Origin of the sequence: Mesorhizobium sp. M0923, from assembly GCF_040319365.1 — a bacterium.
Classification (GTDB): Bacteria; Pseudomonadota; Alphaproteobacteria; order Rhizobiales; family Rhizobiaceae; genus Mesorhizobium.
This window is the reverse complement of record NZ_JAMYNW010000002.1, coordinates 49325-74103: the sequence shown is the minus strand read 5'-3', so window position 1 is coordinate 74103 and position 24779 is coordinate 49325. Positions and strand designations below refer to the sequence as shown.

General features: G+C 59.8%; 25 protein-coding genes and 4 pseudogenes. 12 read left to right on the top strand and 17 right to left on the bottom strand.

Features of this window, described 5'->3' with window-relative positions; all coding sequences use genetic code 11:
- Window positions 1–70 precede the first annotated feature (70 nt).
- The gene (locus NKH89_RS04085) at window positions 71–427 is read left to right on the top strand and encodes a hypothetical protein (RefSeq protein WP_023717087.1); all 357 of its coding nucleotides are present in this window, start codon (window positions 71–73) and stop codon (window positions 425–427) included.
- A gap of 89 nt (window positions 428–516) precedes the next feature.
- On the opposite strand, the gene NKH89_RS04080 is transcribed toward NKH89_RS04085, so the two are convergent.
- From NKH89_RS04080 to NKH89_RS04070, 4 genes and pseudogenes are all read right to left on the bottom strand, one after another.
- Window positions 517–1206 carry a PTS sugar transporter subunit IIA gene (locus NKH89_RS04080; RefSeq protein ID WP_352908436.1) on the bottom strand — a complete coding sequence of 230 codons (690 nt, stop codon included), beginning with the start codon at window positions 1204–1206 and terminating at the stop codon, window positions 517–519.
- A gap of 164 nt (window positions 1207–1370) precedes the next feature.
- The gene (locus NKH89_RS35765; RefSeq protein WP_353041502.1) at window positions 1371–1655 is read right to left on the bottom strand and encodes a DUF982 domain-containing protein; all 285 of its coding nucleotides are present in this window, start codon (window positions 1653–1655) and stop codon (window positions 1371–1373) included.
- Window positions 1656–1805: 150 nt separating this feature from the next.
- A pseudogene (locus tag NKH89_RS35760) lies at window positions 1806–1972 on the bottom strand (PIN domain-containing protein); the annotation flags it as partial.
- Between the two features lie 1589 nt (window positions 1973–3561).
- Window positions 3562–4488 carry an NAD(P)/FAD-dependent oxidoreductase gene (locus NKH89_RS04070; protein ID WP_023717091.1) on the bottom strand — a complete coding sequence of 309 codons (927 nt, stop codon included), beginning with the start codon at window positions 4486–4488 and terminating at the stop codon, window positions 3562–3564.
- Between the two features lie 784 nt (window positions 4489–5272).
- Here NKH89_RS04070 and NKH89_RS04065 point away from each other — a divergent pair.
- The 4 genes and pseudogenes from NKH89_RS04065 to NKH89_RS04050 all read left to right on the top strand — a co-directional run bounded on the left by NKH89_RS04065 (window position 5273) and on the right by NKH89_RS04050 (window position 7530).
- Window positions 5273–5797, top strand: coding sequence for a YciE/YciF ferroxidase family protein (locus tag NKH89_RS04065; protein ID WP_023717092.1), 525 nt, complete (start codon window positions 5273–5275; stop codon window positions 5795–5797).
- Between the two features lie 178 nt (window positions 5798–5975).
- A pseudogene (locus NKH89_RS04060) lies at window positions 5976–6098 on the top strand (septum site-determining protein MinD); the annotation flags it as partial.
- A complete protein-coding gene (locus NKH89_RS04055; protein ID WP_023717093.1) occupies window positions 6095–6367 on the top strand; it encodes a cell division topological specificity factor MinE in 273 nt (90 codons plus the stop codon). The pseudogene NKH89_RS04060 and the gene NKH89_RS04055, both read left to right, overlap by 4 nt.
- A complete protein-coding gene (locus tag NKH89_RS04050; RefSeq protein WP_023717094.1) occupies window positions 6364–7530 on the top strand; it encodes a beta-glucosidase in 1167 nt (388 codons plus the stop codon). The genes NKH89_RS04055 and NKH89_RS04050 overlap by 4 nt, the downstream gene beginning before the upstream one ends.
- A 49-nt stretch (window positions 7531–7579) precedes the next feature.
- On the opposite strand, the gene NKH89_RS04045 is transcribed toward NKH89_RS04050, so the two are convergent.
- From NKH89_RS04045 to NKH89_RS04035, 3 genes are all read right to left on the bottom strand, one after another.
- On the bottom strand, window positions 7580–7669 hold the full coding sequence (locus tag NKH89_RS04045; protein WP_023717095.1) for a hypothetical protein: 90 nt from the start codon (window positions 7667–7669) through the stop codon (window positions 7580–7582).
- 259 nt (window positions 7670–7928) lie between these two features.
- The gene (glf, locus tag NKH89_RS04040) at window positions 7929–9071 is read right to left on the bottom strand and encodes a UDP-galactopyranose mutase (RefSeq protein ID WP_352908434.1); all 1143 of its coding nucleotides are present in this window, start codon (window positions 9069–9071) and stop codon (window positions 7929–7931) included.
- A gap of 2 nt (window positions 9072–9073) precedes the next feature.
- Window positions 9074–10246 (bottom strand): glycosyltransferase family protein, encoded by a 1173-nt coding sequence (locus NKH89_RS04035; protein ID WP_352908433.1) that lies wholly within the window; start codon window positions 10244–10246, stop codon window positions 9074–9076.
- Window positions 10247–10666: 420 nt separating this feature from the next.
- Between NKH89_RS04035 and NKH89_RS04030 the strand changes: the two genes are divergently transcribed.
- Window positions 10667–11590 carry a glycoside hydrolase family protein gene (locus tag NKH89_RS04030; protein ID WP_023717098.1) on the top strand — a complete coding sequence of 308 codons (924 nt, stop codon included), beginning with the start codon at window positions 10667–10669 and terminating at the stop codon, window positions 11588–11590.
- Between the two features lie 429 nt (window positions 11591–12019).
- On the opposite strand, the gene NKH89_RS04025 is transcribed toward NKH89_RS04030, so the two are convergent.
- Both NKH89_RS04025 and NKH89_RS04020 read right to left on the bottom strand, forming a co-directional pair.
- Window positions 12020–12946, bottom strand: coding sequence for an ArsR/SmtB family transcription factor (locus NKH89_RS04025; RefSeq protein ID WP_352908432.1), 927 nt, complete (start codon window positions 12944–12946; stop codon window positions 12020–12022).
- Window positions 12947–13219: 273 nt separating this feature from the next.
- The gene (locus NKH89_RS04020; RefSeq protein WP_023723255.1) at window positions 13220–13753 is read right to left on the bottom strand and encodes an alpha/beta fold hydrolase; all 534 of its coding nucleotides are present in this window, start codon (window positions 13751–13753) and stop codon (window positions 13220–13222) included.
- Between the two features lie 400 nt (window positions 13754–14153).
- Between NKH89_RS04020 and NKH89_RS04015 the strand changes: the two genes are divergently transcribed.
- Complete coding sequence (locus tag NKH89_RS04015; RefSeq protein ID WP_352494311.1) at window positions 14154–15236, top strand: sensor histidine kinase; 1083 nt, start codon at window positions 14154–14156, stop codon at window positions 15234–15236.
- A gap of 233 nt (window positions 15237–15469) precedes the next feature.
- On the opposite strand, the gene NKH89_RS35755 is transcribed toward NKH89_RS04015, so the two are convergent.
- Both NKH89_RS35755 and NKH89_RS35750 read right to left on the bottom strand, forming a co-directional pair.
- Window positions 15470–15772, bottom strand: coding sequence for a hypothetical protein (locus NKH89_RS35755; RefSeq protein ID WP_502896866.1), 303 nt, complete (start codon window positions 15770–15772; stop codon window positions 15470–15472).
- A 245-nt stretch (window positions 15773–16017) separates the two neighbouring features.
- A complete protein-coding gene (locus NKH89_RS35750) occupies window positions 16018–16377 on the bottom strand; it encodes a PHB depolymerase family esterase (RefSeq protein WP_502896865.1) in 360 nt (119 codons plus the stop codon).
- 648 nt (window positions 16378–17025) lie between these two features.
- Between NKH89_RS35750 and NKH89_RS04005 the strand changes: the two genes are divergently transcribed.
- Entirely contained in the window at window positions 17026–17379 is a 354-nt protein-coding gene (locus NKH89_RS04005; RefSeq protein ID WP_245278762.1) for a hypothetical protein, read from the top strand.
- Window positions 17380–17566: 187 nt separating this feature from the next.
- On the opposite strand, the gene NKH89_RS04000 is transcribed toward NKH89_RS04005, so the two are convergent.
- The gene (locus tag NKH89_RS04000; protein ID WP_023722560.1) at window positions 17567–18019 is read right to left on the bottom strand and encodes a YidB family protein; all 453 of its coding nucleotides are present in this window, start codon (window positions 18017–18019) and stop codon (window positions 17567–17569) included.
- Window positions 18020–18363: 344 nt separating this feature from the next.
- Window positions 18364–19233, bottom strand: a complete 870-nt coding sequence (locus NKH89_RS03995) for an MBL fold metallo-hydrolase (RefSeq protein WP_352846253.1) — start codon at window positions 19231–19233, stop codon at window positions 18364–18366.
- 847 nt (window positions 19234–20080) lie between these two features.
- Between NKH89_RS03995 and NKH89_RS03990 the strand changes: the two genes are divergently transcribed.
- The 3 genes and pseudogenes from NKH89_RS03990 to NKH89_RS35745 form a co-directional block, all read left to right on the top strand.
- Window positions 20081–20335: a DUF982 domain-containing protein gene (locus NKH89_RS03990; protein WP_352484679.1), complete on the top strand. Its 255-nt coding sequence runs from the start codon at window positions 20081–20083 to the stop codon at window positions 20333–20335.
- 617 nt (window positions 20336–20952) lie between these two features.
- Window positions 20953–21606: pseudogene (locus tag NKH89_RS03985) on the top strand (IS110 family transposase); the annotation flags it as partial.
- A gap of 24 nt (window positions 21607–21630) precedes the next feature.
- Window positions 21631–21835: pseudogene (locus NKH89_RS35745) on the top strand (spore coat protein U domain-containing protein); the annotation flags it as partial.
- A gap of 95 nt (window positions 21836–21930) precedes the next feature.
- Here the strand turns inward: NKH89_RS35745 and NKH89_RS03975 are convergent.
- The 3 genes from NKH89_RS03975 to NKH89_RS03965 all read right to left on the bottom strand — a co-directional run bounded on the left by NKH89_RS03975 (window position 21931) and on the right by NKH89_RS03965 (window position 23381).
- The gene (locus NKH89_RS03975; RefSeq protein WP_084643096.1) at window positions 21931–22128 is read right to left on the bottom strand and encodes an RNase H family protein; all 198 of its coding nucleotides are present in this window, start codon (window positions 22126–22128) and stop codon (window positions 21931–21933) included.
- A 99-nt stretch (window positions 22129–22227) separates the two neighbouring features.
- Window positions 22228–22740, bottom strand: coding sequence for a DUF2231 domain-containing protein (locus tag NKH89_RS03970; protein ID WP_023722565.1), 513 nt, complete (start codon window positions 22738–22740; stop codon window positions 22228–22230).
- A gap of 431 nt (window positions 22741–23171) precedes the next feature.
- Window positions 23172–23381 (bottom strand): hypothetical protein, encoded by a 210-nt coding sequence (locus NKH89_RS03965; RefSeq protein WP_023722566.1) that lies wholly within the window; start codon window positions 23379–23381, stop codon window positions 23172–23174.
- Between the two features lie 313 nt (window positions 23382–23694).
- Between NKH89_RS03965 and NKH89_RS03960 the strand changes: the two genes are divergently transcribed.
- Complete coding sequence (locus NKH89_RS03960; protein WP_023722567.1) at window positions 23695–23913, top strand: KTSC domain-containing protein; 219 nt, start codon at window positions 23695–23697, stop codon at window positions 23911–23913.
- A gap of 313 nt (window positions 23914–24226) precedes the next feature.
- Here the strand turns inward: NKH89_RS03960 and NKH89_RS03955 are convergent, their stop codons facing one another.
- Window positions 24227–24415: a hypothetical protein gene (locus tag NKH89_RS03955; RefSeq protein ID WP_023718729.1), complete on the bottom strand. Its 189-nt coding sequence runs from the start codon at window positions 24413–24415 to the stop codon at window positions 24227–24229.
- Window positions 24416–24779 lie beyond the last annotated feature (364 nt).

The following is a 24779-nucleotide window of genomic DNA, read 5'->3' as shown; positions in this document are numbered from 1 at the left end:
AAGCATCTCTCCGAACGCTGCGCCGGTGCTATGGTGTGCCCGCACTCATCAGACGGCAAGGATATGAGGCATGCCCGCAGTCACCCGCCGTACACTTCTTGCGTTCACCGCCGTTGCGTCTGTCATTGAACCGACGTTTGCTGAAGGCGAAGGTATCTCGCGCGAACTGCAGGCGCTGATCGCAAGGCATGAAACCGCCTATGCCGCGCTCCACAGGGTTGTTCATCGAGCGGGCAGCAACTGGCACGACCGCAAGACGGCAGACCGAATTGAAGAGCAAGCCTTGCTGGCCATCTGTTCCTATCCTGCGACCAGCCGAGGCGACCGCCGGGTCAAGGCCGAGTACCTGTTGACTGTTGAGGCACGAGGCGAACTCGACTTGAAAGAGCACATGCAGGCCATCCTACGCTCAACGATGCGGGGCTGATCGATCGCAGTACCCGCGGGGACCAGACCGCGCGTTGCCGGAGCGCGGCGCGGCCTCGGAGCAATGACGACGCAGACATTCTGTTTGGGTTACCGCGCAGAAAAGGAACCCGAAGATGCGTCAATCCCCCGCGAAGACCGCCTCATCGGCTGGTAGCGAGCCCCGTAGTTGACTGCGGTATCCGCCGCGCCTCTGGATTCTAAGGCATTGCTGAACTGCTTAGGTATCACAGCGCCAGGCCCGACGCGGCAAGTATGCAAATTTGGTGAAATTCTCGGAAGCGGCTCAGTTTCGAGAATCGCCAAGGCCTCATCGGATGACTGTGCCTGTCGGAGTCGCTCCCGAACTTGAGATGTCCGAAGCACCCGGCATATTTGCGAAAGGGCAGGGAGGAAGGCGGAAGTAGCAGAGCGCGGCCAGAGTACAGTGTAAATGAGATCGACTGGGTCGTCGTCGGGGCCGTCGAAATCGATAGGCTGGGCCAAGCGTGTCAAAGACGCGACAGGCGAAGAGATCATACCCAGTAGAGCGTGAGGGATCGCGACACCACGACCGATGCCCGTCGAGCCGAAATCCTCGCGGTCGAAGAGACTACGGAGAACCACCTGCTCGTCAAGCTCGGCTCTTCGCGCAATCCTGATCGCGATTTTTGTCAAGGCTGATTGCTTTCCTTTGGTCGCAAGGTCAAGCGAAATGTCTTCTTCTGACAAGATGGGGCAGACCGTCAGAGTAACCTCAATGTGGATCCCAAACGCGATCGCAAATGGGGTGCAGCGCACTGCTTGGCCAGCGCAGAATTCACCGTCGGATAAGTGGCTGTCCCGGACGCTTCTCGCGTCCGGGCTAATAGCCCGTTTTGAGGCGTTTCGGCTCTCGCGGGAGAAGGCAGTATTTCGGGCTTCAGGTGGGGTGGCTCTTCAGTGTTAGCGAGGCCGGCATGACCTCACATCAGGTCTTCAACCATCCGCGCACATTTCCCCAGACCTGTGCTGGTCCCTCTTGTTCTAAGGAGTCCCTGTTCAGCCGCGGCCGCCTTGAAGGCTTCGAACGCAGCTTGCTGGCTGCAATGCCCGGCGAGCGATTCCTCGACCATTCGGATCGCCTTGAGCCGCCCCGGCTTTCCCATTCTAGGCCATGGCTGCTGAAGCACCTTCATTGCGTCGGCTATGGACGCGACCACCGTCAGGTTGCGATTGAGGCAAATTGTAATTGGACTGAAGGCCCGCATTCTTGTCGCTCCCCACGATTGAACGCGGCTAAACGCGAAGACAAGGGCAGTGGTTGCATGAATGTGGATCACGGCGAATTCAAAGAACCGCTGGCCGATGCGATTGAGGCTGAGCAGGCTCTCCTTGGGCCCGGCTCTTTGCCTCGCCGGACCATCCTTCTCGTCGAACAACAGGACCCGACTGGCAAAAAGCATCTGCGCACCGTCCGACGCCGCGAACCATTTTTCGAGTTCGTCACGCCGCTTGCCCGACAGCTTCTCAAGTACACCGCGACGAATTCGGCGACTGTGAGGGAGGAGATGAAAAGGTTATGGTCGTTTCGTTCGGCTGTCCTTTAGAGCAGGGGCTCCGAGTCGGTTTGTATCGAGCAGATGTCGCATCAGATCTTGACCTGGAGATCGGCTCCGGCAGCCGGGATCGGCGCAGCGCGGCAACGATGCCATGTTCCTTCGGCGGCTCACCGACGATGGTCTGGCTGACGGCCCCGCGAAGGCGCGAAGCATCGGGGCCTTCTTCTGCCAGTCGGGCGAGCCAACTTTCTTTGGCTGGGAGGGCGGCGCACTGCTTCGGCTCCGAACTGTTGACACATGCACCAAGCTGACAGACCGGAAGCGGCGGCGTGCCCTGACGTCATGGAGACTAGCCCCGCTCCCGAAGCCCGCAGATTGTGATCTCGTTGGCTATGCAGAGCATCCAGCCGTCGTTTCCGAGCGGGCGTTCGTGTTTGGGAAGTGCATCTCGCACGCGCTCGCTAGACGACCACCGGCGGCTATAAATACCTCTCGGCGGTGGGCCGTACTGAGCCGGCGGCGGAGTTTCAGCTTTCGGCCCAACAGCGCTCTGCCGGCCTTGATGCACTCACCAGCCTCCAGCTCGCGTGTTGGTGGCCGGAAAATCGCCACTACAACCGCCATCGACTCAAAGTCGAAAGCTACACGCCTGAGGCGCTGTCATTGGCTGAGATCCGGAATAGTCGGTCAGGCTGATAGTCTTGATTGTTGCCGCCGTGCGCCGGAGCAGGGCAGCACGCTCCGCCATCGTTCATTGACGGGCTTCGTTGGCCGGGTGTAGCAACTCGGATACGAACAGGTCTACGACCGGAATTCCAGTTCCCCCAACTCCTCCTACGTTACATTAGCAGTTGCGGAACCTTCTGCGCATTCGTCGGTTGGAATCTCGTACTCCACCGACCCCTAGCAATTGTGTTCCGCTGTTGGGTCACTTAGCCCGCCGGTTCCGGCCGGCGGGCTTTTTGTTGTCGTGGTGGAACACCCGTTTGCGACGATGGATCGGTTAACTAGGCGGGGAGCGCGGCTGAGAAAAGAGACAAGTGAGAGAGAACCGAACATCGATGCTGTACGAGCACTGATCGAGGTTGAGCGCGCAGCACGAGATGCAAAGACCGCTCGGATCGGGGAGTGCGCTTGGAGGCTGCAAGGGGGCACCCCTGTGCAACCGACACCGAAGAGGAGCCGGAACGGCAAGCACGCGTGGTCGAACCGAAGCGCTGCGTGCGCTACACGACGCAGATCGATAGGTAACGGATGGTCATTTTCGTCCTGGCGAAATCGCCGCTCGAGTTCCGCGCGGCAAATCGATCTCGTCCGTCATCATCTCCAACATGACGAGGTCGTCAATGTTGGAATGGCCGCCTTGCCGCCACACCCCTTCGGCCAGTGACTGCAGAAAAGCCATGACGCCGGCGAACGGCTAGCCAGCTCGGCCTTGTCGGGTCGAATTCCTGCTTGGGGAACGGTCTGCCGGAATTGTTCGCGCGAGGCAGCAGGATCGGAAAGAGACACATATGGCAGCAGCCCAATGGTTTGTGATTGTCGGTATCTTAACGTCAGCGCCGGGCACGCCGTTCGCGTAGGACTGTCACTACGCGGTGTTTTCAGCCTGCAATCAGTGCTCCCCTTCGCCATTCGCAAGATAGTTATGCATGTCACTTGCCGCGACCGCTGCGTGCCCGAACGCGACGGCAAGCTGATTGATCTCGTCGACGACATCTCCAGCTGCATAGAGTCCCGGCACGGCGGTGCGCTGGTGCGAATCCACGACAAGATTGCCGGCTCGGTCACATTCTGCACCAAGGTCGGTCGCTAGCCTCGAGCGGATGATCGACCCCATCGCAGGGTAGATGGTGTCAAACGAGAGCGTCCTGCCGTCGACGAGCTCGACAACTGCCCGACGGCCCTCAGCTGAAATTGCGTCTCGGGCGCATGCGCCGAACTCGATTCCAGCCCTTTTTAGCCTAAGAACGTCATCCGGGCTGGGCTGGGCTGCATCAGCAATCAGCAAAGTTACGTCTCGAGTGAAGGTCCGCATGAACAGCGCCTTTTTCATTGCGTGTTCGGCCGGTCCGATGACGGCCACCCGTTTGTCAATGACCTCATAGCCGTCGCAGACAGGGCACAATCGCAAGGCTCCGGCTTTAATCATGTCGGCGGTGCCCGGAACGTCGGGGAGGCTGTCGACGACACCAGTGGCAATAAGCAGTGAGCGGGCATGAATGGGAGATGAAGCCTGCGCTAAAAATCCATTCTCCGCGATGCGAATGCCCACGACCGTATCGCACACCCAATCTGCGCCGTGCCGGGTGGCCTGCAGTTTGAGGCGGTGAAGCAGGTCAGGACCGGTGATTCCGCGCGGGAAGCCCGGGCAGTTGCGCGTCAAGGGAATCCAGTTTGCCCGGCTTTGACCTGCATCGACGACAACTACCCGACGCCGAAAACGTCCAAGGTAGGTCGCGGCCACGAGGCCTGCTGGCCCGCCGCCCACAACCAGGGAGTCAAACATCCGATCGCGGCGCGCTTTGTCTCTGTCGACCATTCAGAAATCCTGACACTGCAAAACCGCACCGTGAGTGCACCGTGGACCACGTTGAAAGGAAACGCCGAACCGCCAATTTGGTTACCAAGTATTGGTTGCTGGGGCATAGCTGCATGCTTCCCACGTTGCGTTCGACCCGGCGCTCAGGAGTATGCTGGCACGAGCCTGGCTCGCGCAATGGCAACGCCATGGTGAAATGCAGGCCCTCGGGATTGTCCCTCGGGGTTGTAGTGTAATTCGATCTTTGCATTGCAATGCACGGCAACTACCTTTCCCAGCAATGTCGTTCCAAAGCCTCGCCGCTTCAGGGGCTCCACGGCGGGGCCGTTTCGCTCCTGCCGGTCGAGGTAAACAACCTGCTCAGCCGCGGAACCGCGGATCCACCATCGCACCTTGAGGCGGCCTTGAGAGCGCCGCGTGAGAGTAGCAGCAAGCGATGGTGGACTTCCCGACACCTGAGAGGGCCGATCAAGAGCGAGCTTGTGCCCCCATCGAGGCGGCCGCCGATCAGAGTGTCCACGGAATTTCCGCTTAAGGCCGGCGAGCCGTGTTCGGCTTTAGGGTGCTCGGCGGCTACCAGCCGCGCAAAGACGGTAACGACGTCCGGCTGGATGACGAAGTCGTGGTAGCCGCCGCGTACTTATGCCCCACGCATCTTGATGACCTGCAAGCGACGCCGCTCGCCACCATGAGTCGGCGTCAGTGGGGCCATCGTGAAGGAACAACAAGGCACTGGCCTCGTTAGAGCCGTACATCCATCGATAGCTTTCAACAGGAGATGAGAATGGCGACGACGCGAAGATCACAGGGCAGTTCCAAGGGCTTGGAAGACCTTTTCTACGATGGTCTGAAGGACATCTACTACGTCGAACGGAAGATTCTGACCGCCTTAAAGAAAATGGCAAAGGGCGCAAAGTCCGAAGAGCTGAAGGCCGCGTTCGAAAAGCATCGAGACGAGACAGAAGGTCAAATCGAGCGCCTGCAGCAGGTTTTCGACGCGTTTGGCAAGAGGGCTCAGGGTAAGACGTGCCCAGCGATCGATGGCATGATCGAGGAGGGGCAGGAGATTTTGGAAGAATTCGGAGACGCTCCAGCATTGGACGCAGGGCTCGTGGCTGCAGCCCAGGCGGTCGAGCATTATGAAATCGCGCGCTACGGCACTCTTGTGACGTGGGCGGGCTTGCTCGGCCTACGAGACGCAGTCCCACTTCTGGAACAGACTCTCGAAGAAGAAAAAGCCACCGATGAGGCGCTCACCCAACTCGGCGAAACTGGCGTCAACGAACGGGCAATGCAGCAGGCCGCGTGAGGTCGCGCATTGCTGGGGTGGCCAATCCGAAATTTGCATCTTCGTGAGCAGCGCAATGGGCGAATTCGGATTTGGCCATTTCCTCTGTCGCTTGCCCGTCGAGCACACGTGTTTTGGCTCGAACCGCATTGTACTACTACGCGCACCAATGTGGGCGCGCCGGTTATGCAAAAACACCAACCCCGCCGCACGCGCCTGTATCGACGCAGCAAGAAGACTCGAGGGCGAGGACCTGCCGGTCGTTCTGCCTTTCGAGCGGAGGGGCCTCCTCGACCGGCTGTTGGGAAGGAGGGCAGCATGAACCTGCTCGATATCTTCAAGCGCCGCGGCAGCGCGTCCGTGGCGCGCGAGCGCTTGCAACTGCTGTTGGCTTACGAGCGCCGCAACCGCAACCAGCCCGATCTCGTCTCCGTGTTGCGCGAGGAAATCATGGCTGTGAACGCCAGGCAAGGCCAACACCTCGACGTGACGGCAGCCTCATCGAAATCGAAGAGGCGACCGAACCTGGCAAAGGGCGGTCGCCGAACGCAAGTACTTGCGCCATCCCTGGCCGACAGGATGCCGGTATGAACGAGGAACCGGCTCGTCGGCCCGCGGCAGATCCTTCTGGCATCGAGAGCTTTTTCATGGCTGGTTTCGAGTGTTCCTCGCATCGACGTGCCGACGGGGTGCGCCTTGATCTGATCCGTGCGACCTCACATGACACCCATGCATCCGGCGACTATCGCCACTGTGCCGAGCTTGGGCTTCGCACGATCCGCGACGGCTTGCGCTGGCACTTGATCGAAACAGCGCCGGGAGTCTTTGACTGGTCGAGCTGGATGTTGGTGATCGAAGCAGCCCAGGCGGCCGGGGTGCAGGTCATCTGGGATATCTTCCACTATGGTTCGCCAGACCACGTCGACCAAGGTGGCCCCGGCTTTGTCGAGGCCTATGTCCGTTTCGCCGCGGAAGCTGTTCGGGTTCATCGCTTAGCCACCGGAGTGGCTCCCCTGGTGTGTCCGATCAACGAAATTTCTTTCTTTGCGTGGGCGGTGGAGGTCGGCTATTTCCCGCGCGCCGGGCAGAATAAGCGCGGATGGTTCAAACGCCACCTTGTCAGGGCAGCGATCGCCGGGATCAGAGCAATGCGGGAGGCCGAACCCAGTTGCAGGTTCATCTGGGCTGAACCGCTCATCCATATTGCTCCTCGTGACCGCAGTCGCGCCGAGCGGCGGCGCGCCGAAAATGCTCGTCAGGGCCAATTCGAGGCTTACGACATGCTGGTCGGGCGCGCTGAGCCGGAGTTGGGTGGCAGCGAGGACCTTGTCGACGTCATAGGCCTCAACTTCTATCCGCACAACCAATGGTACTTGAATGGGCCAACGATACCGATGGGACACCACGAATACCGGGCGCTTTCGGAAATGCTGGTCGAGGTCGACGAGCGCTACAAGAAGCCGATGATTATTGCCGAGACCGGCGCCGAGGGGTCGGGACGGCCGGCTTGGCTCCATTATGTTTGCGACGAAGTGCGCGATGCGATGAGCCTCGGCGCACCTATTCAGGGCATATGCCTGTACCCGGTGACGGCCTACCCCGGTTGGGACAATTCGCGCCACGCCGAAGTAGGCTTGTTCTCCACCATTCATGCGAACGGCTCGCGCACTCTTCACAAGCCGCTTGCCGACGAGTTGGAGCGCCAACGCCGATTGTTCGAGGCCTTCGACAACGAGCCAGCAGGCGCGGTATAGCCCCGCCGATAGTGCGCCGCGCTTTAACTGCATCGGCAACGCGGTAAGCCTAAATCTGTCCACCGAGAAAGATCCTGGGGTCCTTGGCCGCAGCGATGATCGCCTCGCGTGCGACTTTTGGCGACTTTTCACCGCGCATGACGGCAAGGCACGCCTCGATTGTTGCGAGTCTCGACGCTTGCAAGCCGGCTCCGGCCAATCCTTCAGCAGAACCTCGGCCGCGTCCGTTACCGAGACAACAACCCTGTCGCGATCGATCCGGCCGGTTGAACGACTATCGGCTTTGTGAAACGTCTCGTACGCACGACCCCTCCAACGGCATATTAGCTTCGGCTGATCTTTGCGCCATCTCAAATGTTAATGGTCACCGCGAATGCAGCTTAATCCCGGCGCATCGTTCACTCCGCCGCCTCGCGCTGCCTCGGCATCTGCCCGATGCCGTTTACCGGCATGCTGTTTTGAAGGCGCGCGAACGTCGCCAAAGCCTGCCCGACGACCTGATCCATATTGTAATAGCGATATGTCGCCAGACGTCCGACGAACCAGACCTGTGGGCACGCCGCTGCCAACGCTTCGTAGCTCTTGTACAACGCCTCGTTTTCGGGCCGCGGCACCGGGTAATAGGGATCTCCGATGTCCGAGGGGTATTCGTAGGTCAGGCTGGTCTTCGGACTCTTCTGTCCGGTCAGATGCTTGTACTCGGTGATGCGGGTGTAGTTTTCCGTCTGCGGATAGTTGACGACGGCGACCGGCTGAAACTCCTCGCAATCAAGCGTCGTGTGCTCAAAGCGCAGCGAACGGTAGGGCAAGCGACCAAGCTTCCAGTCGAAATACTCGTCGATCGGACCGGTATAGATCATCCGCTGGAAGGGGATCTTGTCGCGAATTTCGCGGTAGTCGGTCTGTAGCATGATCTTGATCTTGGGATTATCCAGCATGCGCTGGAACATGCGCGTATACCCGCCTGCCGGCATTTTTTGGAAAGTGTCGCCAAAGTAGCGATCATCCCGATCGGTCCGGGTTGGGACTCGCGCCGTCACCGACTTGCTCAGCTGGGAAGGGTCAACACCCCACTGCTTCCTCGTGTAGCCGCGGAAGAATTTCTCGTAGAGCTCCCTGCCCACGGTGCTCACGACGACGTCTTCGGCTGTGCGGACTTCTTCCACCGTCTCTCGCCGGGAAGCGAAGAACTCCTGCAGCTGCTCGGATGTCAGCTTAAGGCCGTAAAGGCGATTTATGGTGTCTAGGTTGATCGGTATCGGCAGCAGCTTTCCGTCGACCAGCGACAGCACGCGGTGTTCGTAAGACCGCCAGTCGGTGAACTGCGACAGGTAGTCGACGATCGATTGGGCGTTGGTGTGGAATATGTGCGGCCCATAGCGGTGGATCAGGATCCCTGCCTCGTCATAACAGTCATACGCATTGCCGCCGATGTGATTTCGTCTGTCGACGATCAGGACGCTTTCTTGTCGCTGCGATGCGATGCGTTCCGCCAGCACGCTGCCGGCGAAGCCGGCGCCGACGATCAGCCAGTCGAACATGCTCACGCTCCCCTCAGCAACGGCACGACGCTCTTCATCGCGTGGGCGCGCTGGATGTGGGCCGCCATCGCATTCCAGGTCTTCTCCCAGGACATATCGGCGAGGTAGGCGTCGGCTTTCTCCACCAGGAAATCGCGAGGACGCGTCAGGATGGATCGAAGCTTGGCTTCGACATCCTCGGCGTCGACAATGTCGACAAGGCCTTCGGCGCCGTAGGTGCGCACGACGTCGACGATCGCTGTCGAAACCACCGGCAGTCCTGCCGCCAGGAATTCAGGAGTCTTTGTCGGACTGATGTAGCGTGTCGCCTCGTTGAGCTTGAAAGGCATCCAGCCGGCACTCCAATGCCGGAGGTAGCGTGGCAGGTCGGCATAGGACTTGCCGCCCAGCCAATGCAGGTTGCTTGCCGTGGGCAGCCTCGCCGGATCGATCTTGACCACAGGGCCGAGCATGACGAATTGCACGTCCGGCATTGCTGCAGCCGTCTCCGCTACCAATTCGACGTCGAGCCGCTCGTCAATGACCCCGAAATACCCCACTCTCGGGTGAGGTATGTTGGCCTGGTCGAGTGGGTCCTCACCCGGCTCTCTCGCCTGATGGAAATGTGCAACGTCGATGCTGCTTGGAAAAGCAAAGATCGAACGATGCAGGCTTCGCTTGGCCTCGTAAAGGCTCTGCCCGCCCGTGAAGACGACATCGGCACGTTGCAACAGCGCCTTTTCCAACTGCGTCAACTCTGCGGGAGCGTCTTTGAACGCGGAGAGTTCATCCATGCAGTCGTAGACGCAGACGTCACAGGCGAGATGATCGCTGAAGCGTAGCGCCATGGGCGTGTAATACCAGGTCGTTAATCGGTCATGCGGCGTGGAGGCGAGGATCTGATCGACGAACCTGCGCTGGATCGCGTTCGCCCTGGTCGCGGAAGTACCAACTGGGATCAGCGGCGTCACAATTCTGATCGTAGGTGAAACATCGTTCACCCGCGTCGAAGCGTGGCGCCTTTCGTCGAAGATCGGCTCCTCGAAATAAATTAGCTGCTGCTGTTTTGCTGCGAGCGTCAGAATCTGTTGCGGTCTTTGGAATACAAAATTCCATCGGAGGTGGGAAAAGCAAAGTAAAATTGACGACTGTACGGTGGTGTTTGGTTTTAGGGAGGTGCCCACCGCCATTTCCATATAGAAATCCTTCGTTACAATTAGAAATTGACTCGGCTAACATACGTTAATCGAGGCAGCTTCGAATGAAATTCGCAGCCATCTATATAACTTTCATCCCAGTAAGTTGTTCCATAGTTCCAAACTGTCTCGGGCGAGGCCAGCGGTCCGCTCCATTCCGGCCATGGCTCAAGAGAGAAGGTCAAGCCGAACGACCCTGCATCCGGCTGACATGATGGCCGCTCCAGAAGCTGAAGCCCCGCGCCGTGCGTGACCTCACCCAAAATGTGGCGCATTGCCACAGAACGGTTGAAATCGTTCAATCGTTCAACAACCGTTCATGGGCGGAGTTATAAATGAGGGCTGCGAATCGATTCGGCTGAGTCACGCAGACGGTCCAAATGAAAGGGGTCCGCGAAACAATCGCGGGAATGCTTGCGAATGAAGATCGACTTTGAAACCAACGTCTTTCCACTGTTTCACCCGCAGGCGGTGGATGATCTGAAGGACCCTTGTCCGGTGTTCGATGGCACGCTCTGGCACGTCTTCGGCTCCAGCGGCACCGTCACAACCGAGAGCTGGAAAATCCTCCACGCCACAGCGCCGGATCTTTATGGACCCTGGACAGAGCACGAGGCGATCGTTTTGCCGGTAACCGGATCGGGCATTGCGGCGCCCGGCGTCATTCATGAGTGCGGCGTCTTCCATATGTTCATCCAGACCGAATTCATGAAGTCCGGCGGACGTTGCGAGCACGCGGTCTCCAATGACGGCTTTCATTGGGTGGTGCTCAATCCGGCGATATTGTCGCTGCCCGACACCGATGAGGACGGCATCTACGATCCCCATCCGGCAATCGTCGACGGCAAGCGCTACATCGTCTATTCAGGCATGCCCAAATTCACCAGGGTGCCCCAGCCTGATGTCTATCTGGCGCGCAGCCAATCCGATTCCTGGTTCGGGCCATGGAAACGTCTCGGCAAAATACTCGATCATCTCGACGTGCCGCATCACAATGCGCGCGAACACCCGGATTACGAATGGGGGATCGAAGGCGCGCAGCTCGTCGAGCTCCCGGACGGTCGTGTGCTTCTTAACGCCACCTGCTTCCTCCCCGAAGGTCCGCGCGGCAGCCGGCAGCGCGTCTTCTTCGCCATCGCCGATGACGTCAAGGGTCCCTACGTTTCCGTTGGCCCCGTTCTCGACCCTGGTGAGCCCGGCGAGAATGGCCATTCGACCGTAATGATCGAAGGCCGGCAATTGACTTTGTTCTACCAGAGCAGACGCGAGACGACGAACCACCGCTGGCGATATGGCTTGGCCAAGTGCGACTTGGATCGGCACATACTTTCCAGAGTAGCCTAGAGAACGTGATCCAATCGTAGCCGCTGGGCTACCCACCTCGTCCAGGTCGCATTGCCGACGGACGCCGACAAAACCCAAGAAAGGCACAGATTAAGCTCGCTCATCACAATGGTGCTGCCAGTCGCCGTTTCGGATCAATGGTCGTCAAGCGATAACGGATGGGCTAGATGTCCCAGGCGGATGACGTAGGCAGTCGGCGAAGCCTGCGACGAGGCAGGTTGAGAGTATAAAATGGATCAAGGTAAGCTGGTCGTCAGATAATACATTTAAATTCTCTCTTCGAACTCCTCGGTGAGACCAGTCGTGCCAATCGGTTTCTCAGCGCCGGTGACAAGATAGCCGCAAGTCTGACCATTGGATGCGAGTTGGCTAGATGAAAGGAAGCAGCTGAAATTGGGTTCACTATTTTTCAAACCGGGATCGATGATATCAACCGGTTTTGATCCTGAGCAGGATGTCCTGATCGTAATTTCCAAAGCCCTTGCCGAAAATGTTAATCCCGCCAGGGCGCTTGGCGTCGTCCTTGACGCCGATACGGACGCGGATTGAATGATGGCTCTTCAGATCGAGTGCGGCGAGGCCGGTTTCGGAAATCCTGAGGCCGTCGACATAGGTGCCGTCATTGGCAATTCGCCAGTTCTTGAGCTTGCCGTATTGCGAACCCTTGAGTTTCCACCAGGACGGCGTGAAGACGCCGCGTTTGTCACCGAAATCCCCCGGCGACGTCCAGGTGCCGACATCGACGCCATTGATCGTCAGCGTGATGTCCGAGGGCCAATCGGCGCTGGTGCCCGGCACTTCCGAAGACAGCTCTATCGCCATTTCGAGCTCGGTGATCTCGGCATTGGCGAGCTTGGCATTATTGGGAAACTGGTATTCGACAAAACCGCGGGTGAACCACAACAGCCCGGCTTTCATACGATCCGGATCGAGGAAAGTGTTCGGTACATCGAGCAAGCCGATGATGCCGTCCGGCGAACAAAGGCCGCAGGGCGCGGTAACCTCGAAGCCGGTGTAAAGCCCGATCGGCATCGACACTTCGATCGCGTCGTTCTTGACCGCACGATATTCGCTCTTGAACACGACGAGCACTTCTTCGGCCGTCGGATAACAGATTTTCTGGCTGCCTTTCTTCGCTTTCAGGTGCTCGGTGCGGATCAGCCCCGCATCCTCCAGCACCTGGATGTTGGTCGAGACGGTCGACTGCGGCAGCGACAGCACGGCGGCGATTTCGTTGACATTCATCGGCCCCTTCTCATGCAGCAGTTTCAGCATCGAGATACGCGCCGAGGAGGCAAGCCCCTTGAGCACGGCAATGCCTTCCTCAGGTTCAATCACCAGAAAATTGCGACTCATGAATTTGCCAGTCTATACTTGTGGAAGAAGCTATCGCCTCGCTAATTCGTGTTCTGTAAGCTTGCGTTGGTGGGCGGGACCGTTGCAACGGCGTCGAAGGAAACGCCGAGCCGGCAATTTGGTTACATGCAAGCGGCTCCACGTTCGGTACGCATTTGAAGCCACACCGCAACAAGGATGTTTGGCTCAGGTCTAAATTGTTTGCCGCGCAGCTCGGCAAGGCACGCATCGATTGCAGCAAGCCGCGAGTCGCACCGGTAGCGTTGCGGGGGGCTAGTCATGGGTGCGCCGCAATGCTTCATCGTTCGCTCCCGCCGTGGCGACCACTGTATGGATCATGGCAAGGACGGCTTGGGACGCGCTGTGGTGCACCATGTGACCGGAATTCTGCACGATATGAATCAGCGAACCTGGCACATCAGCATGAAGGCGGTGGGCCTGCCCCTTCGCATCGAGCAGGCGGTCACCATCGCCGGCTAGGATTCCGGCAGGCACCGATACCTCTTTATAGCTGGAGCGAAGCAGCGCCGACGGAACAAGTAAGCCCGATTCCGCTGAGGTGGACCGCAATTGCGAGGGACGGCTTGCAAGTTCCTTCATAGCCGAAGCGGAGACGGTCGACACTGCAGCCGGCCCAAATATCTTCGGCACTGCCAGCGGCCAAGTCAGCCTGACAAGGAGTGGCATAAATGTGTGACACAATGCGCTTCCAATGCGGCCGGGCTTTCGGCCCGCTTGTTGGTCTCGCGGATCGAAATGATGATCGAATACTGATTTGACGCGATGGTTGACCTCGCGCATCAGCATGCGAATACGATGCCCGGTTTCCCTCGGCGACGTGATGTCCCGGGCAATCTTCGATGATCTGCCTGGTTGCATTGCCCACAGGCGATTTCCGCTGTCGTGAACATCACGATGTAGGCGAGTCGATATGGCTCGACCATCGCGTCAGCGCACGTCTGAAAAGGCCGGGGCAGGGCCGGGCCAAGATAGATAAGCTATCGTGATGCTCAGGTAGCTGGTTCAATTGGCCGGTGGTCATCTGCGTGATCGCATTCACGCTATCGTTCTCGGCCCGCATGAAGTCCAGCTGACTGGCGACTTGTTCCTCGAGGCCTATACGCGGCGCATGAAAATGCAGTGTCCAGCTTTGGCGATGGCGGGGGCGCTGGATTGTTGATATTGTACGCACGGAACAGGCGCGCAAATGACATCTGATTCAGAAAAGCCCGCGGCGGTCGAGCAGTTGCTGGATACACCTGAGCTTGCAACCGCACTGGAAAGCGAACAGTTCAAAAAATTCCTTGACCAGGTGCCGATCGCCATAGCCGTTTCCGACCTTGCCGCTGAGGAGCGTGTGGTCTACGCCAATCCCGAATTCGAGAAGCTCTCAGGCCTGATGGCCGCCAGGCTCACCCGGGAAAACTGGGCAGCCCTTTTGGGCAAAGGCCTCCACGAGCAGAAGGACCGGCCGCTTGCCGAGGCCGTGGTCGAGGGAACCGATTTAGTCGGCACCTACAGGCTGGAACGCAACGAGGATAAGCCGACGATCGTCGACGTTTATTCCAACGTGATCGAGGACGACAACGGCAAGATGTGCTTCCGGCTGGTGGCGCTGGTCGACGTATCGGCCCATGGCGAGGCGGGAGATGAGCGCTCGGTGGAGGAGCGTGTCAGCGAGAAAGACACGCTGCTACGCGAACTGCAGCACCGGGTAAAGAACAACCTGCAGATGATCACTGCACTGATCCGGCTGGAAAGCCGCAACGCAACCGAGGCCGACCGGAGACGGTTTGAGCGGCTCGCCGGTCGCGTCGACGCTCTGGCGATCCTCTACCAGACGCTAACGGCCGACGAGCCGAAGGAGGAGGTCGATCTTGGCGTCTATCTCAGCCAGATCGCGTCCGCGGTGATGAGTTCGCACGCAGTCGAGGGGATCCGCCTGGATATGAAGGTGGATACATATCCCGTGTCAATAAACGTCGCCATGCCGGCGGGACTGGTCGTGAACGAATTGCTGACCAATTCACTAAAGCATGCGTTCCGGGGACGCGACGGCGGCACGATAACGCTGCACAGCATCGTCAATGGCGACGGCTGCCGGGTTATAGTGGCGGACGACGGAATCGGCCTGCCGGAAGGCGAGACGTGGCCCAAGCCAGGCAAGCTCGGAGCGCTGATCGCGCGCTCGCTGACCGAGAACGCCAAGGCGCAGTTCGCAGTCGACTCTAGCGCTAGCAAAGGGACGAAGGTGACCATCATCTTCAAACGATCGGCGGCAGCAAGCTGAAAAATGGCCGTCGAACATACTGCACTGGGTTGCGTTCATATCGCGGCCTTGAACAGTGTGCTTGCAAATAGGCCCGAGGTCTTCGAGACGGCTTCCATCACGCGGTCCAAATTTCCCGGTCGAAGGGCCGCATTATTATTGGCGGGGAAGCAGGGACGACGTGTGGGGGCGGTGCGCTCGCTTGGGTTAGCGCATAAGGCCCGCTGTCCGAAGGGCGTGCTCGATGAGGTTCTTCACGCCCGGCTGGCCCGATGCGTTAGTACGCGGGACTGGAGGGTGGCGGTTGACTCCGAGGACGCCGTCTTCGCCTTTTCCATAGCTGGTATCTCCAAACGGGATGGCACGTGCTGGCGAGCAGGCAACTCTGGCCTCGATGTCGTGGAGACACCCTTCTCCGTTACCAAGATGCCCCAGAACCGCGCGATCTCCTGAGTGGAAGAGATGCCGACATCAAGCATAAAGGGTCCCGGAGCGACGAGGCCGTTGCCGAGCGGTGTACCGTGGCCCATCCCAGCGATCATGTTGACCTCGATCAAGACTTCTCCCGCGCCATCACGCCAAACTTGGTTTGCGTGCTGGCCGGCAGCCTAAAGATGCGTTAGCGCTTTTGCCCGATGGACCTCCCGCCAGTGGCTCGCGAGCGCTTCGGCGTTGGAAGGCGAAACCGTCTGGTCGGCGGTGCCGTGGCAAATTGAGATCTTCGGCCACGGTCCTCGATGATGCGACGCGCCGCGGAGTTCGTTGCAGATCCTGTTCCGACGGGCCGCCATGTCCACGCATTCTATCGAACGCGTCCGGGATTGTCGTTGCGCTGCCGTAGGGCAGGCCGGCAATATCGCACAGCCTTCCAAATACTTCCGGATATGTCGCCAGCATGGCCGCTGCCATTGCGCCTCCAGCCGAAAAGCCCGTGGTCGAGACCGTGGGTGACGACCATCGTCTTGATCATCTGGCGGATCGAAAGCGCCTCGCCCGAACCGCGCTTGGCGTCGTCAGGCTGGAACCATTTGAAACAGAGGTTTGGATTGTTGCCGCGTTGCTGCTCGTGAAAGAGCAGGGCGAACCCGGTTTCGTCCGAAAGTCGCGACCATCCGGAGTGACGGTTGTACGCTGCCGCAGTCTGGGTGCAGCCATGCAGCATGACGACGAGCGGAGCGCCTTTGGGCAGTTCATCGGGAAGATAAAACGTGGCCCCAACGCGCCGGGTTTGGTACCGAACTCGGCCAGCGTCTGCAGATGGTTCGACCCGCTACGTTTGGGAGTATGTGACGCATATCGCGCTTACAACGCGGCGATACTTGCGACGTATCGGATTTTTTTCGCAATCGAGCCGCCTCCGGTTGTGATGCCCGAATGGACCTCGATCCGCTCAACGCATACGCAGCAATATCGCTGCCGCATTGCACAATAGCAAGGTAGGTGGGGAGACAAAGTCCGGCCGAGCCCTGGAGCTGGGCTTGGAGGAAACCTGATGGTGGGCAGACCGCTTCCTTGTCGCGGTGCCGCTTGCCGCCCTGCGCTGCCGCTGCGATGGCGATGTATTCTGGGCGTAGCAGTTCAACAGACGCTTTGTCGGCCGACGCGCTTGCCGCAACCGCCCCGCCAAGACAAACCAAGTGATGGGCGGACGGTGGCGCACTCCGGAGGTCTACGGGAACATGACACGACAGTGAGCGGCGAGCTTCGCAAGGCGTGCCTCCGTTGCCGCATGCTTCACTTAACGCGGAGCACCCGACTTCTGCCCCATCTCCCGGCCGCCTTCTCAGATCGTGTGGGGCTGGAGATCTCGATGAACGGGATGCGGTCCATGACGGATACTCCCCGCTCCGATGCTACACCGAAACTCGATCCAGAACAGCTGCAGCTGCGGGCCTCGCCTCGCCGCGCTGTGCGCTTCAAGCGCAGCATTATTGTCGCCATTGCAGCTGTTGCTTCCGGCACCGTTCTAGGCGTCACCATGATGGCGCTGCAGGGACCGGCGCTGCGCATCAAAGAGCAGGCTGACGAGCTTTACAACACTGAGCGGAAGCCAACCACGGAGGCAATTGAAAGGCTGTCTAAGGACTATTCCGGGATCAAGCCCAAGCCCCCGATGCTTGGACCACCGCTGCCCCGCGACCTCGGCCGCCCCACTCGCTACTGACGGCGCGCTCGCGAGCGGCTTCGTAACCGCCGAGCTACACCACCTGATGGGACACGACCGACGAGCCTTCCCAAGGCCGGTAACTTGCGGCTGGCGGGCTGTCCAACTGGGTGCGTCCGAGCAATTGGATTCCCCGGTGTAGAGTACTGGATCTCGCCTTGGCCGGCTGCATTCCTGGCTGCGTCCCCTACGATACATTGTCGAGCAGGGTCGACTTATCCAAGCCTTGTGTCGGCTCAGGCGGCCATTCACCATTCGGCGTCATCTCGTTGACTGTCTCGGGTAGATCCCGCGCAATCCTTCTGATTAGCTCGTCGCGCGAAAGACCCGTGTGCATCAAAATGGACGTGAGTGTACCTTCGTCCATTGCCGCTTCGACGTCCCTTGGCTCGATCGGTTGGTTTGGCCCGCTGCCAACCCACGAGTCGACCTTCGATCCTGCCCCCACCTCCCTGAACCGGTCGAGGATCTCACCAAGGTCAGCCCTCGACACGCCATTCGTTATCTGAGCCAGAATTCTGCGTTGCGGGTCGTTTGGGTTAAGATACCCCGCTCCCGGAATCAATTCACAGAGCTTGTCGCGATTTTGGTATGCCAGAACGCCAAGCATGGCGATCGCCAATCTTCCCAGATTTGCCATTTGGTCTCCTCCACGGTTGAGCGAATCGAAGCCAAGTCTCGGCGGATGCCGACGCGTGTGGGCTCGAACAACTTCTTGCCGGTCGGCTCGCCGGCGGAGAGGACGCGTCCTTCGGGGTACTCGTTTTCCATCTGACGTCTTCTCCTGACGCAGAACTTCGGGGCGCTTGGCCGCTGTCGCCTGCGCCGATCGAACGCCCTAACCCGGCGCCTTCCGGGTTGTTCCGCTTGTCAGAGTTTGTCGGCGACGGTAGGGGGCACGACCCGACGGGTAACTCTACCGGCTCGAGAAATAGAGTCTGCCCAACTTGACCATACTTCAGAACGACGGCGGCTCGGTTAGCCTCAGCTACCTTGGACTGCCGCCGGCTCGCGCACAAATTTCAATTTCGGCGGGACGGCGAACACCCTGAACCGCTCAGCCAGGCTGTCAAGAGCGTGACGCATGCCCACTCCCGCAGCAGCCGCACCGTGTCCACTGATGACCATCTGCGGGTTCAGGGCAGCCAGGTGCTTCACGGATCTTTCCGCCGCATCCCAGTCCGGCGTGAAGTAGCGCGGCGGACCGTGCATCTCAAGATCCTGAACGGCGACCTCATAGACTGACTCCTGACCGGTGGTGATGAAAGCGTCCCCTACGATCAGCGAACGGTCCTTCTCGCGCCAGAGCGAGATATGCCCAGGCGCGTGCCCGGGTGTGTGTAACCATCGCCATCCGGGCATTCCGGGGATCGATCCGTCGGCAGGTAAGAGTTCCAAACGGTTGCCAAGATCAATTGGCCCGCGTGGAAAAAGCGGCGACAGCAGCGCCATCAGTCCACCCCCGACCCAGGGATCGGGTGGCGGATAGGATGCGGTTCCGTCCAAATAGGAGTGCTCGAGTGGATGCGCGAAGACAGGCACGTCCCATTTATTTGCGAGGTCTAGAACCGTTCCCACATGGTCGAAATGGCCGTGGGTCAGGATGATCGCGGCCGGCCGTGCGTTCGTGCCAAACCGCCTTTCCGCGACCGCAAGAATGCTGCTGCGGGACGTCGGCAACCCGGTATCGATCAGCACCCAGTTCCGATCTCCGCTGCCCGGTGCGCCGAAGAACACGACATTGACGATTGCTAGCCGCAAATAGCCCAAGTCCGGTGCGATGCTCCAAGCGCCGTCGCCACGATCCTCGCGCCTGGCGTGGTCGATCTCGGAAAGTCGAATCTGAACGGTCATGTGATCCCGTGCCTCTCTTGTTGCTGAGCAGCCGCTCGAGTCGATCGGCGGTGGTACATCGCCCCGAACTTGGCACGGCCCTCCTTGTTCCTCATTCGCCCCCAGCTCCGGACGGTCCACCACAGGAACAAGGCTCGACCAATCGGTTCGGCATTACCCGGCCACGCAAGGACGAGCTGGACTGAGCAACGAAGATGGCGCGCGCCCGATTGGATGCGGTATTTCGCCAACGCGGTTCCCGGTCCTAACAAGGCGGCCGAGTTCGAAGCCGACTGCTGAAAGGAGACTTCGAATGAGCGAAGTGGGGCGCAGGGACGAGCACCAGGTGGAGGCTCCGGTTCCGCAAGCTTCGCGCTTCGCCAGTTTTTTCATGGCAGGCTTTGAGTGCTCCTCGCACCGGCGCAAGGACGGGGTTCGCCTCGATCTTATTCGTGCGACCTCGCATAATTTGCATGCCCTGGGCGCCTACCGCGGCTGCGCCGAACTCGGCCTTCGCACCATCCGCGACGGACCGTGGCGACACCGTCTCGATCAAAGCGGCACTACGCGAAGCTCGGGAGACTGCGCCTTATTTGGTGCCCTCCGACGAAGAACTAACCGAGGCGATCGTCGAGGCAGCAACTGCCATGGGCCTCTGCGTGGCTTTCGACTGTCGCGAGTAGCTGTCAGCCAACTTCAGCCGCTGTGGCATCGCAACGGAAGCGCGCCGTCCTGCGCCATTTTCACCAGTCAGAGGTAATCCGCAATTACCTTCGCAACCTGCTAACTCTGCATGTAGAACGGGAACTGCGGGCTGAGCAAAGGTATTTGCTGGAGGAACTTGATAAGGTCGACAAAGAGTGACCGCATGGCTCTCCACTGGTTCAACCCTCCGGTCCCCGTCAAGACCGAGCGTCCCGGGATCATCCACAACGTCAACAACGCCGAGACAGCCGGCGAGGAGCTGATGAAGTGGACCAAGCGTGGCCCCTGCTGGGACCTCGCGGTGCGCGTTTGCATGGCCGTGATTTTCGACGAGATGGAACCTGAGGAGGCCCGCAAGGCGTTCCTGGCTGCTGCAAAAGAGGAGGGGACATTACTCCCCCCAATGACAACTAGCTAAATTGGATGCGGTATAAGGTTCTAGGTGTCTCTGACCAAAACCGCCTTCGCGAAAGGAGCCCGCCGCCAGCAAGGGGAGGCGACGGACCCCCCTACAGCGCCTGCACATCCACGAAGAATCCCGCTGCAACCTCTAAACCTGCGAGGGCCTACATCGTTCCCTTAGCTGCGGCTAAAGCGGGGTTGGTCAGCGGGCTCTTGCCGCTCTAAGTTCCCCCTTATGGGTCCTCTCTGGTTCTCTCCACCGGTCTACGTGAAGACGAAACGTCCGGGCATTCGCAATGGGGTCAGCCACGTCGAGGGAGCCGCCGAGGAACTCATGGGTGGGACACAAAGGGCCCGAAGTGGACCAAGGTGGTCCAATCCTGCGTGGACGCGTTCGAGGACAGAGTCTTCCCCCAAGAGGTCGTCAGCCTTTGAGGCGGCTGCCAAGGAGGCCAACGTGTATCGTTTTTTGCCGACTCTGCTATGAAGGCAGGTGCGGTGGCGGACGGGAGACCGACCCCTCTTTGGGCCTTTGAGCCCGTGACAGAGCAAGGGTCTTCGTCCGCCGTTCCATCGAACCCGAACAGTCGCCTGGGCCGCAAGCGAAGCCCGATTAGGCAAGGATGGGACAAGATGGAAATCATTGTTGGCATCGACCTTTCCAAGGATCGGCTCGACGTGCATGTTTTGCCGTCCGGCGAGGCGTTCTCGGTGGAGAATGACCACGCCGGGGTGGAGGATCTGGTTCGGCGGCTGGCAGCCCTTTCGCCGGCCGTTGTCGGATTGGAGCCGACAGGCAGCTTCGAGAGACTGGCGGTCGCCGCCTTGGCAGGCGCCGGCCTGGCGATTGTTGTGGTCAATCCGGCGCAGGTGCGCGCCTATGCCAATGCACTCGGCAAGCGGGCCAAGACCGACCCGATCGATGCTGCCGTCATTGCCGCTTTCATCGCTGCGACCAGGCCGCAATTGCGGCCATTGCGCGACGCCGAAACCGAGCCCCTGGCCGAGCTCGTCGCCCGCCGGCGTCAGATCGTGCAGATGATTGTGGCGGAGGACAACCGTGCTCGCACGGTCATCGCGAAACAGGCGCAAAAGAGCATCCACCGGCTGCTCGTCGCGCTTCGGCGTGAGCTGGCAAGCCTCGATGCGGGCATGGACGATCATATCCGCAAGTCCCCAGTCTGGCGGGTCAACGAAAAGCTGCTTTCCTCCGTGCCGGGTGTCGGTCCTGTCGTTGCCCGCAGCCTGATCGCCGAAATGCCGGAACTGGGCAGCCTCGACCGCCGGTTCACCCCCGCAGCCGCAAATGTCAAAGGGGGCGGAACCGTGACTTACGGGCTCTACAAGGACATTGCCCGAACTCAGCCTTGGGGTGATGCGTCGATGGCTGGCAGCATGGTGACGGGAACTGGCACCGGACACCCCAGCCTTGACCGTTTATGGCCGGGTGCCTCCGCAGGCCATGCCGTCGGCCGGTGTTTACACCGACACTGTCGTCGTCACAGTCACTTACTGAGTGGGACACGATGCGGCCCGGGGAGCGATGTTTACTTGGGCAGCCTGGCTAAAGCAACAATGGACGCGAACGCCAATCCGACAGCAATGAGCATTTTATGAGAACCTAGCCGACCGAGCAGCTTCATTGGCTAACCGGTCGACCTCCTCGTTCAATGGATCGCCATTGTGGCCACGCACCCGTTCCCAGGTGATATCGCGGCCGGCAACGAGGGCTTCCAGTTCCTCCCACAGGCTACGGTTTAGAACTGGCTTGCGTTGAGCCTTGCGCCAGCCCTTGGCTCTGCAACTCAAAACTCATGGTGTCTCCCTGGTATTTGACGAATCCCAAAGACACGAAACAACGCCGGTGACCACGACGACGGCTCCCGGCAGGTCGGCCATTCGTCAACCCTATCGGGATAGTTCCGGGCGGGAGTTGACGTCCTCACCCTCTTCGGGATGGACGCCTACCCTGTGTTCGTAGACAAGCGTCCCGCCTTTCCAGCCGGTATAAAGGAGCAGCAGAACGACAATCGTCGACAGCGCCAGGCCCCAGGGCAAGGCGCCCTCGGCGGCACCGGCGCTTAGGCGCAGGATGAAGCTGGCCAGCGCCAGCACCACGGCCACGACGTTGCCGACCATATGGTGCCACGCGGCATTGATGGACCGCACCCTTGAATTTCCAAGAAAATCGGCAAAGCCGGCCAGCGCCGCGGCAGCGCTCATCAACAGGGCAAAGCCGAGCAGCCAGAAGGATGCTTCGGCCCAGAATGCATTGCCGGTCGACCAGAACACTAAATCCGACAGGAATACCGACACGAGCAATGCGATCGGGAAAGGGATCAGCATGGGGTGAATCGGATGGCTGCCGATCTTTGCGGTGGTTGCAACGCCCAGCAGATGATTTGCGCGATCGTCAGCCATGCCCAACAACGTTGAAGGCGGCCCGGGGGTTCCAGACCGGCGCGAACAGCAGCAATCAGTCGCTATCGAAAGTTGTTCTCAGCGGCGCGATGCGCAGGATGAAAACCTTCGACTTAAATATTCCGAGCCGCGCAGCCGAACCGCCATTCGGCCTCGGCGGCCTTGGAAATGCCGATCCTGCGGCCTGTCAGAACTTGCTGCGTTCGCGCGGTGGGTCTCGACGATGACGCCGCCGACGCCGTGGAAAAGGGCGGGCCGCTGGGCTTACAAGCCGATACGTCTTCCCGTCGGTCTGTCCTGGTGCGGGCAAAGGCCCGACGGCGGTACATTCAACGTTTCTAGATTGACGAGCGCACGCCCGCAAACGCCAAAAAGCCAGGCGCACCTTCGCGGCGGGATCTGGCCCGCCACACAATGGCGGAGCCAACTCCCTAGCGCGCCAGCGGTAGTTTCGACGTTGAAACAAGTTCTTCCTCGTGTGTAATTCCAGCGGTGTAGTTTGCAAGGATACGAGACGCCAGCGCTTCGCGCCGCTGTTCAGATTGACCTTCGAACTTGAGCCGATCGAACACGCGGCCCAGCAACGCGAGTTCGGATGGATTGAAGACGCCTGCCTCTTCAGCTTTTCGGTGGATCGGCATGTGTCCCTCCCACGCCGGATGAGTATGCTGCGCAACTAATCCCATTTGGCTGACGCCCGAGCGGCAATGTCATGGGCGGCTTCTTCGAGACCAGCCGCATTGTTAGTATTGACGCTCGCGCTTTCTCAGAAATCCAACGTGCGCGTGATGCCGAAAGGTGCAGCTACCTTTTTGTGTATCTTGATTGGGAACACGGGACCGCCGCGAAAGTTCGGTGCACGCAGCGAACCCTCCCCTCCAGGTATTGCTGCAGATCGGTATCCCGATCGGCCCGCGCTCCCCGCAAGGGCGCGGGCCTCGGCCTGTGGTGCTCATGCCATCTACTTCGATCCGCAAGATGGAATATGATCTGGATAGAAGGACCCTCTCGGTGTGGTTCGTCGCCAGCGGTAAACGGTACGAGTTTGAGGGGGTACCGCCGGAAACCTTTGCCGCGTTCCGGGCCGCGTTCGCCAAGGGCCGCTATTTCAACGACCACATCCGCAACAATTTCCGCTACCGTCTGGTTGCGAGCGATAGCGACCCGGGATGACCTGACCTGCCGGCGGGTCAATCGTCCTGTCGCTCCAACCGGCGGTTGGTGGACGCGTTGCCGCTGTTGCGCTTAGGGTTGGTTACGGTCCGCGCTCACTTGGCAAGCCCAACCCCCCCGCATCCCCCCGCCTGGTGCAAAGCGTTTGATCGGTCCCGCCGTTCTGGCAGTGCGGCGGGACTTTTTGCGGTCCAGGTGGAACATCGGCGCGCGGGGAAGGCGCGGTGCACGCAGCACCCTTTTCTCATCCAACGTACGTCGCTGGCGCAGAAGGGTCTCAACGTCGGTTTGCCGCCGGAGCTCAACTAGTGGACTATTGCTCGACCGGAAGCGGCTCGTGCTGCGGCTCAGCGTGGTGGAACACCTGTCCAAGATCGCGCGCGTCGAACGTTTGGCCGCAGACTGGGCAGTAGATAAAGTGCTTCGATTCGTCCTCTACCGGCCCGTCATGCGGCCTGCCCTTATAGCCTGTGGCGATGTTGTCGGTTCTAATCCGGGGCATCGACAAGTGCCTTTGGTCGTTTTGGCGGCCGATATTTCTCGCTTGTCACGGTCGACCGTGACTAGTGGCCCGAGGTCGACCGTCGGTGTCCTCGTCGCTGCGCGTGACCTCGCCTTTCAGGTCAATTTGCTGGCCTCGGCTTCACCTTGGTGTGGTCGATGATGGAATGTGGGAACTCGTAACCTGGGATAGAGACGCTTACGCGGTCCTCTGTTATCCGCCTTCGAACCGTGGCAGTAATCGCCACTTGGTCACCAATGCCTATTCCCCGAGCCATGCCATGGATTCTGGTGCGGGCAGTGTCTTCTTCAAGAGGCTTCTAATATACGCCAGCCATCCTAAGGCTGAAGCAATGTCGGATTGG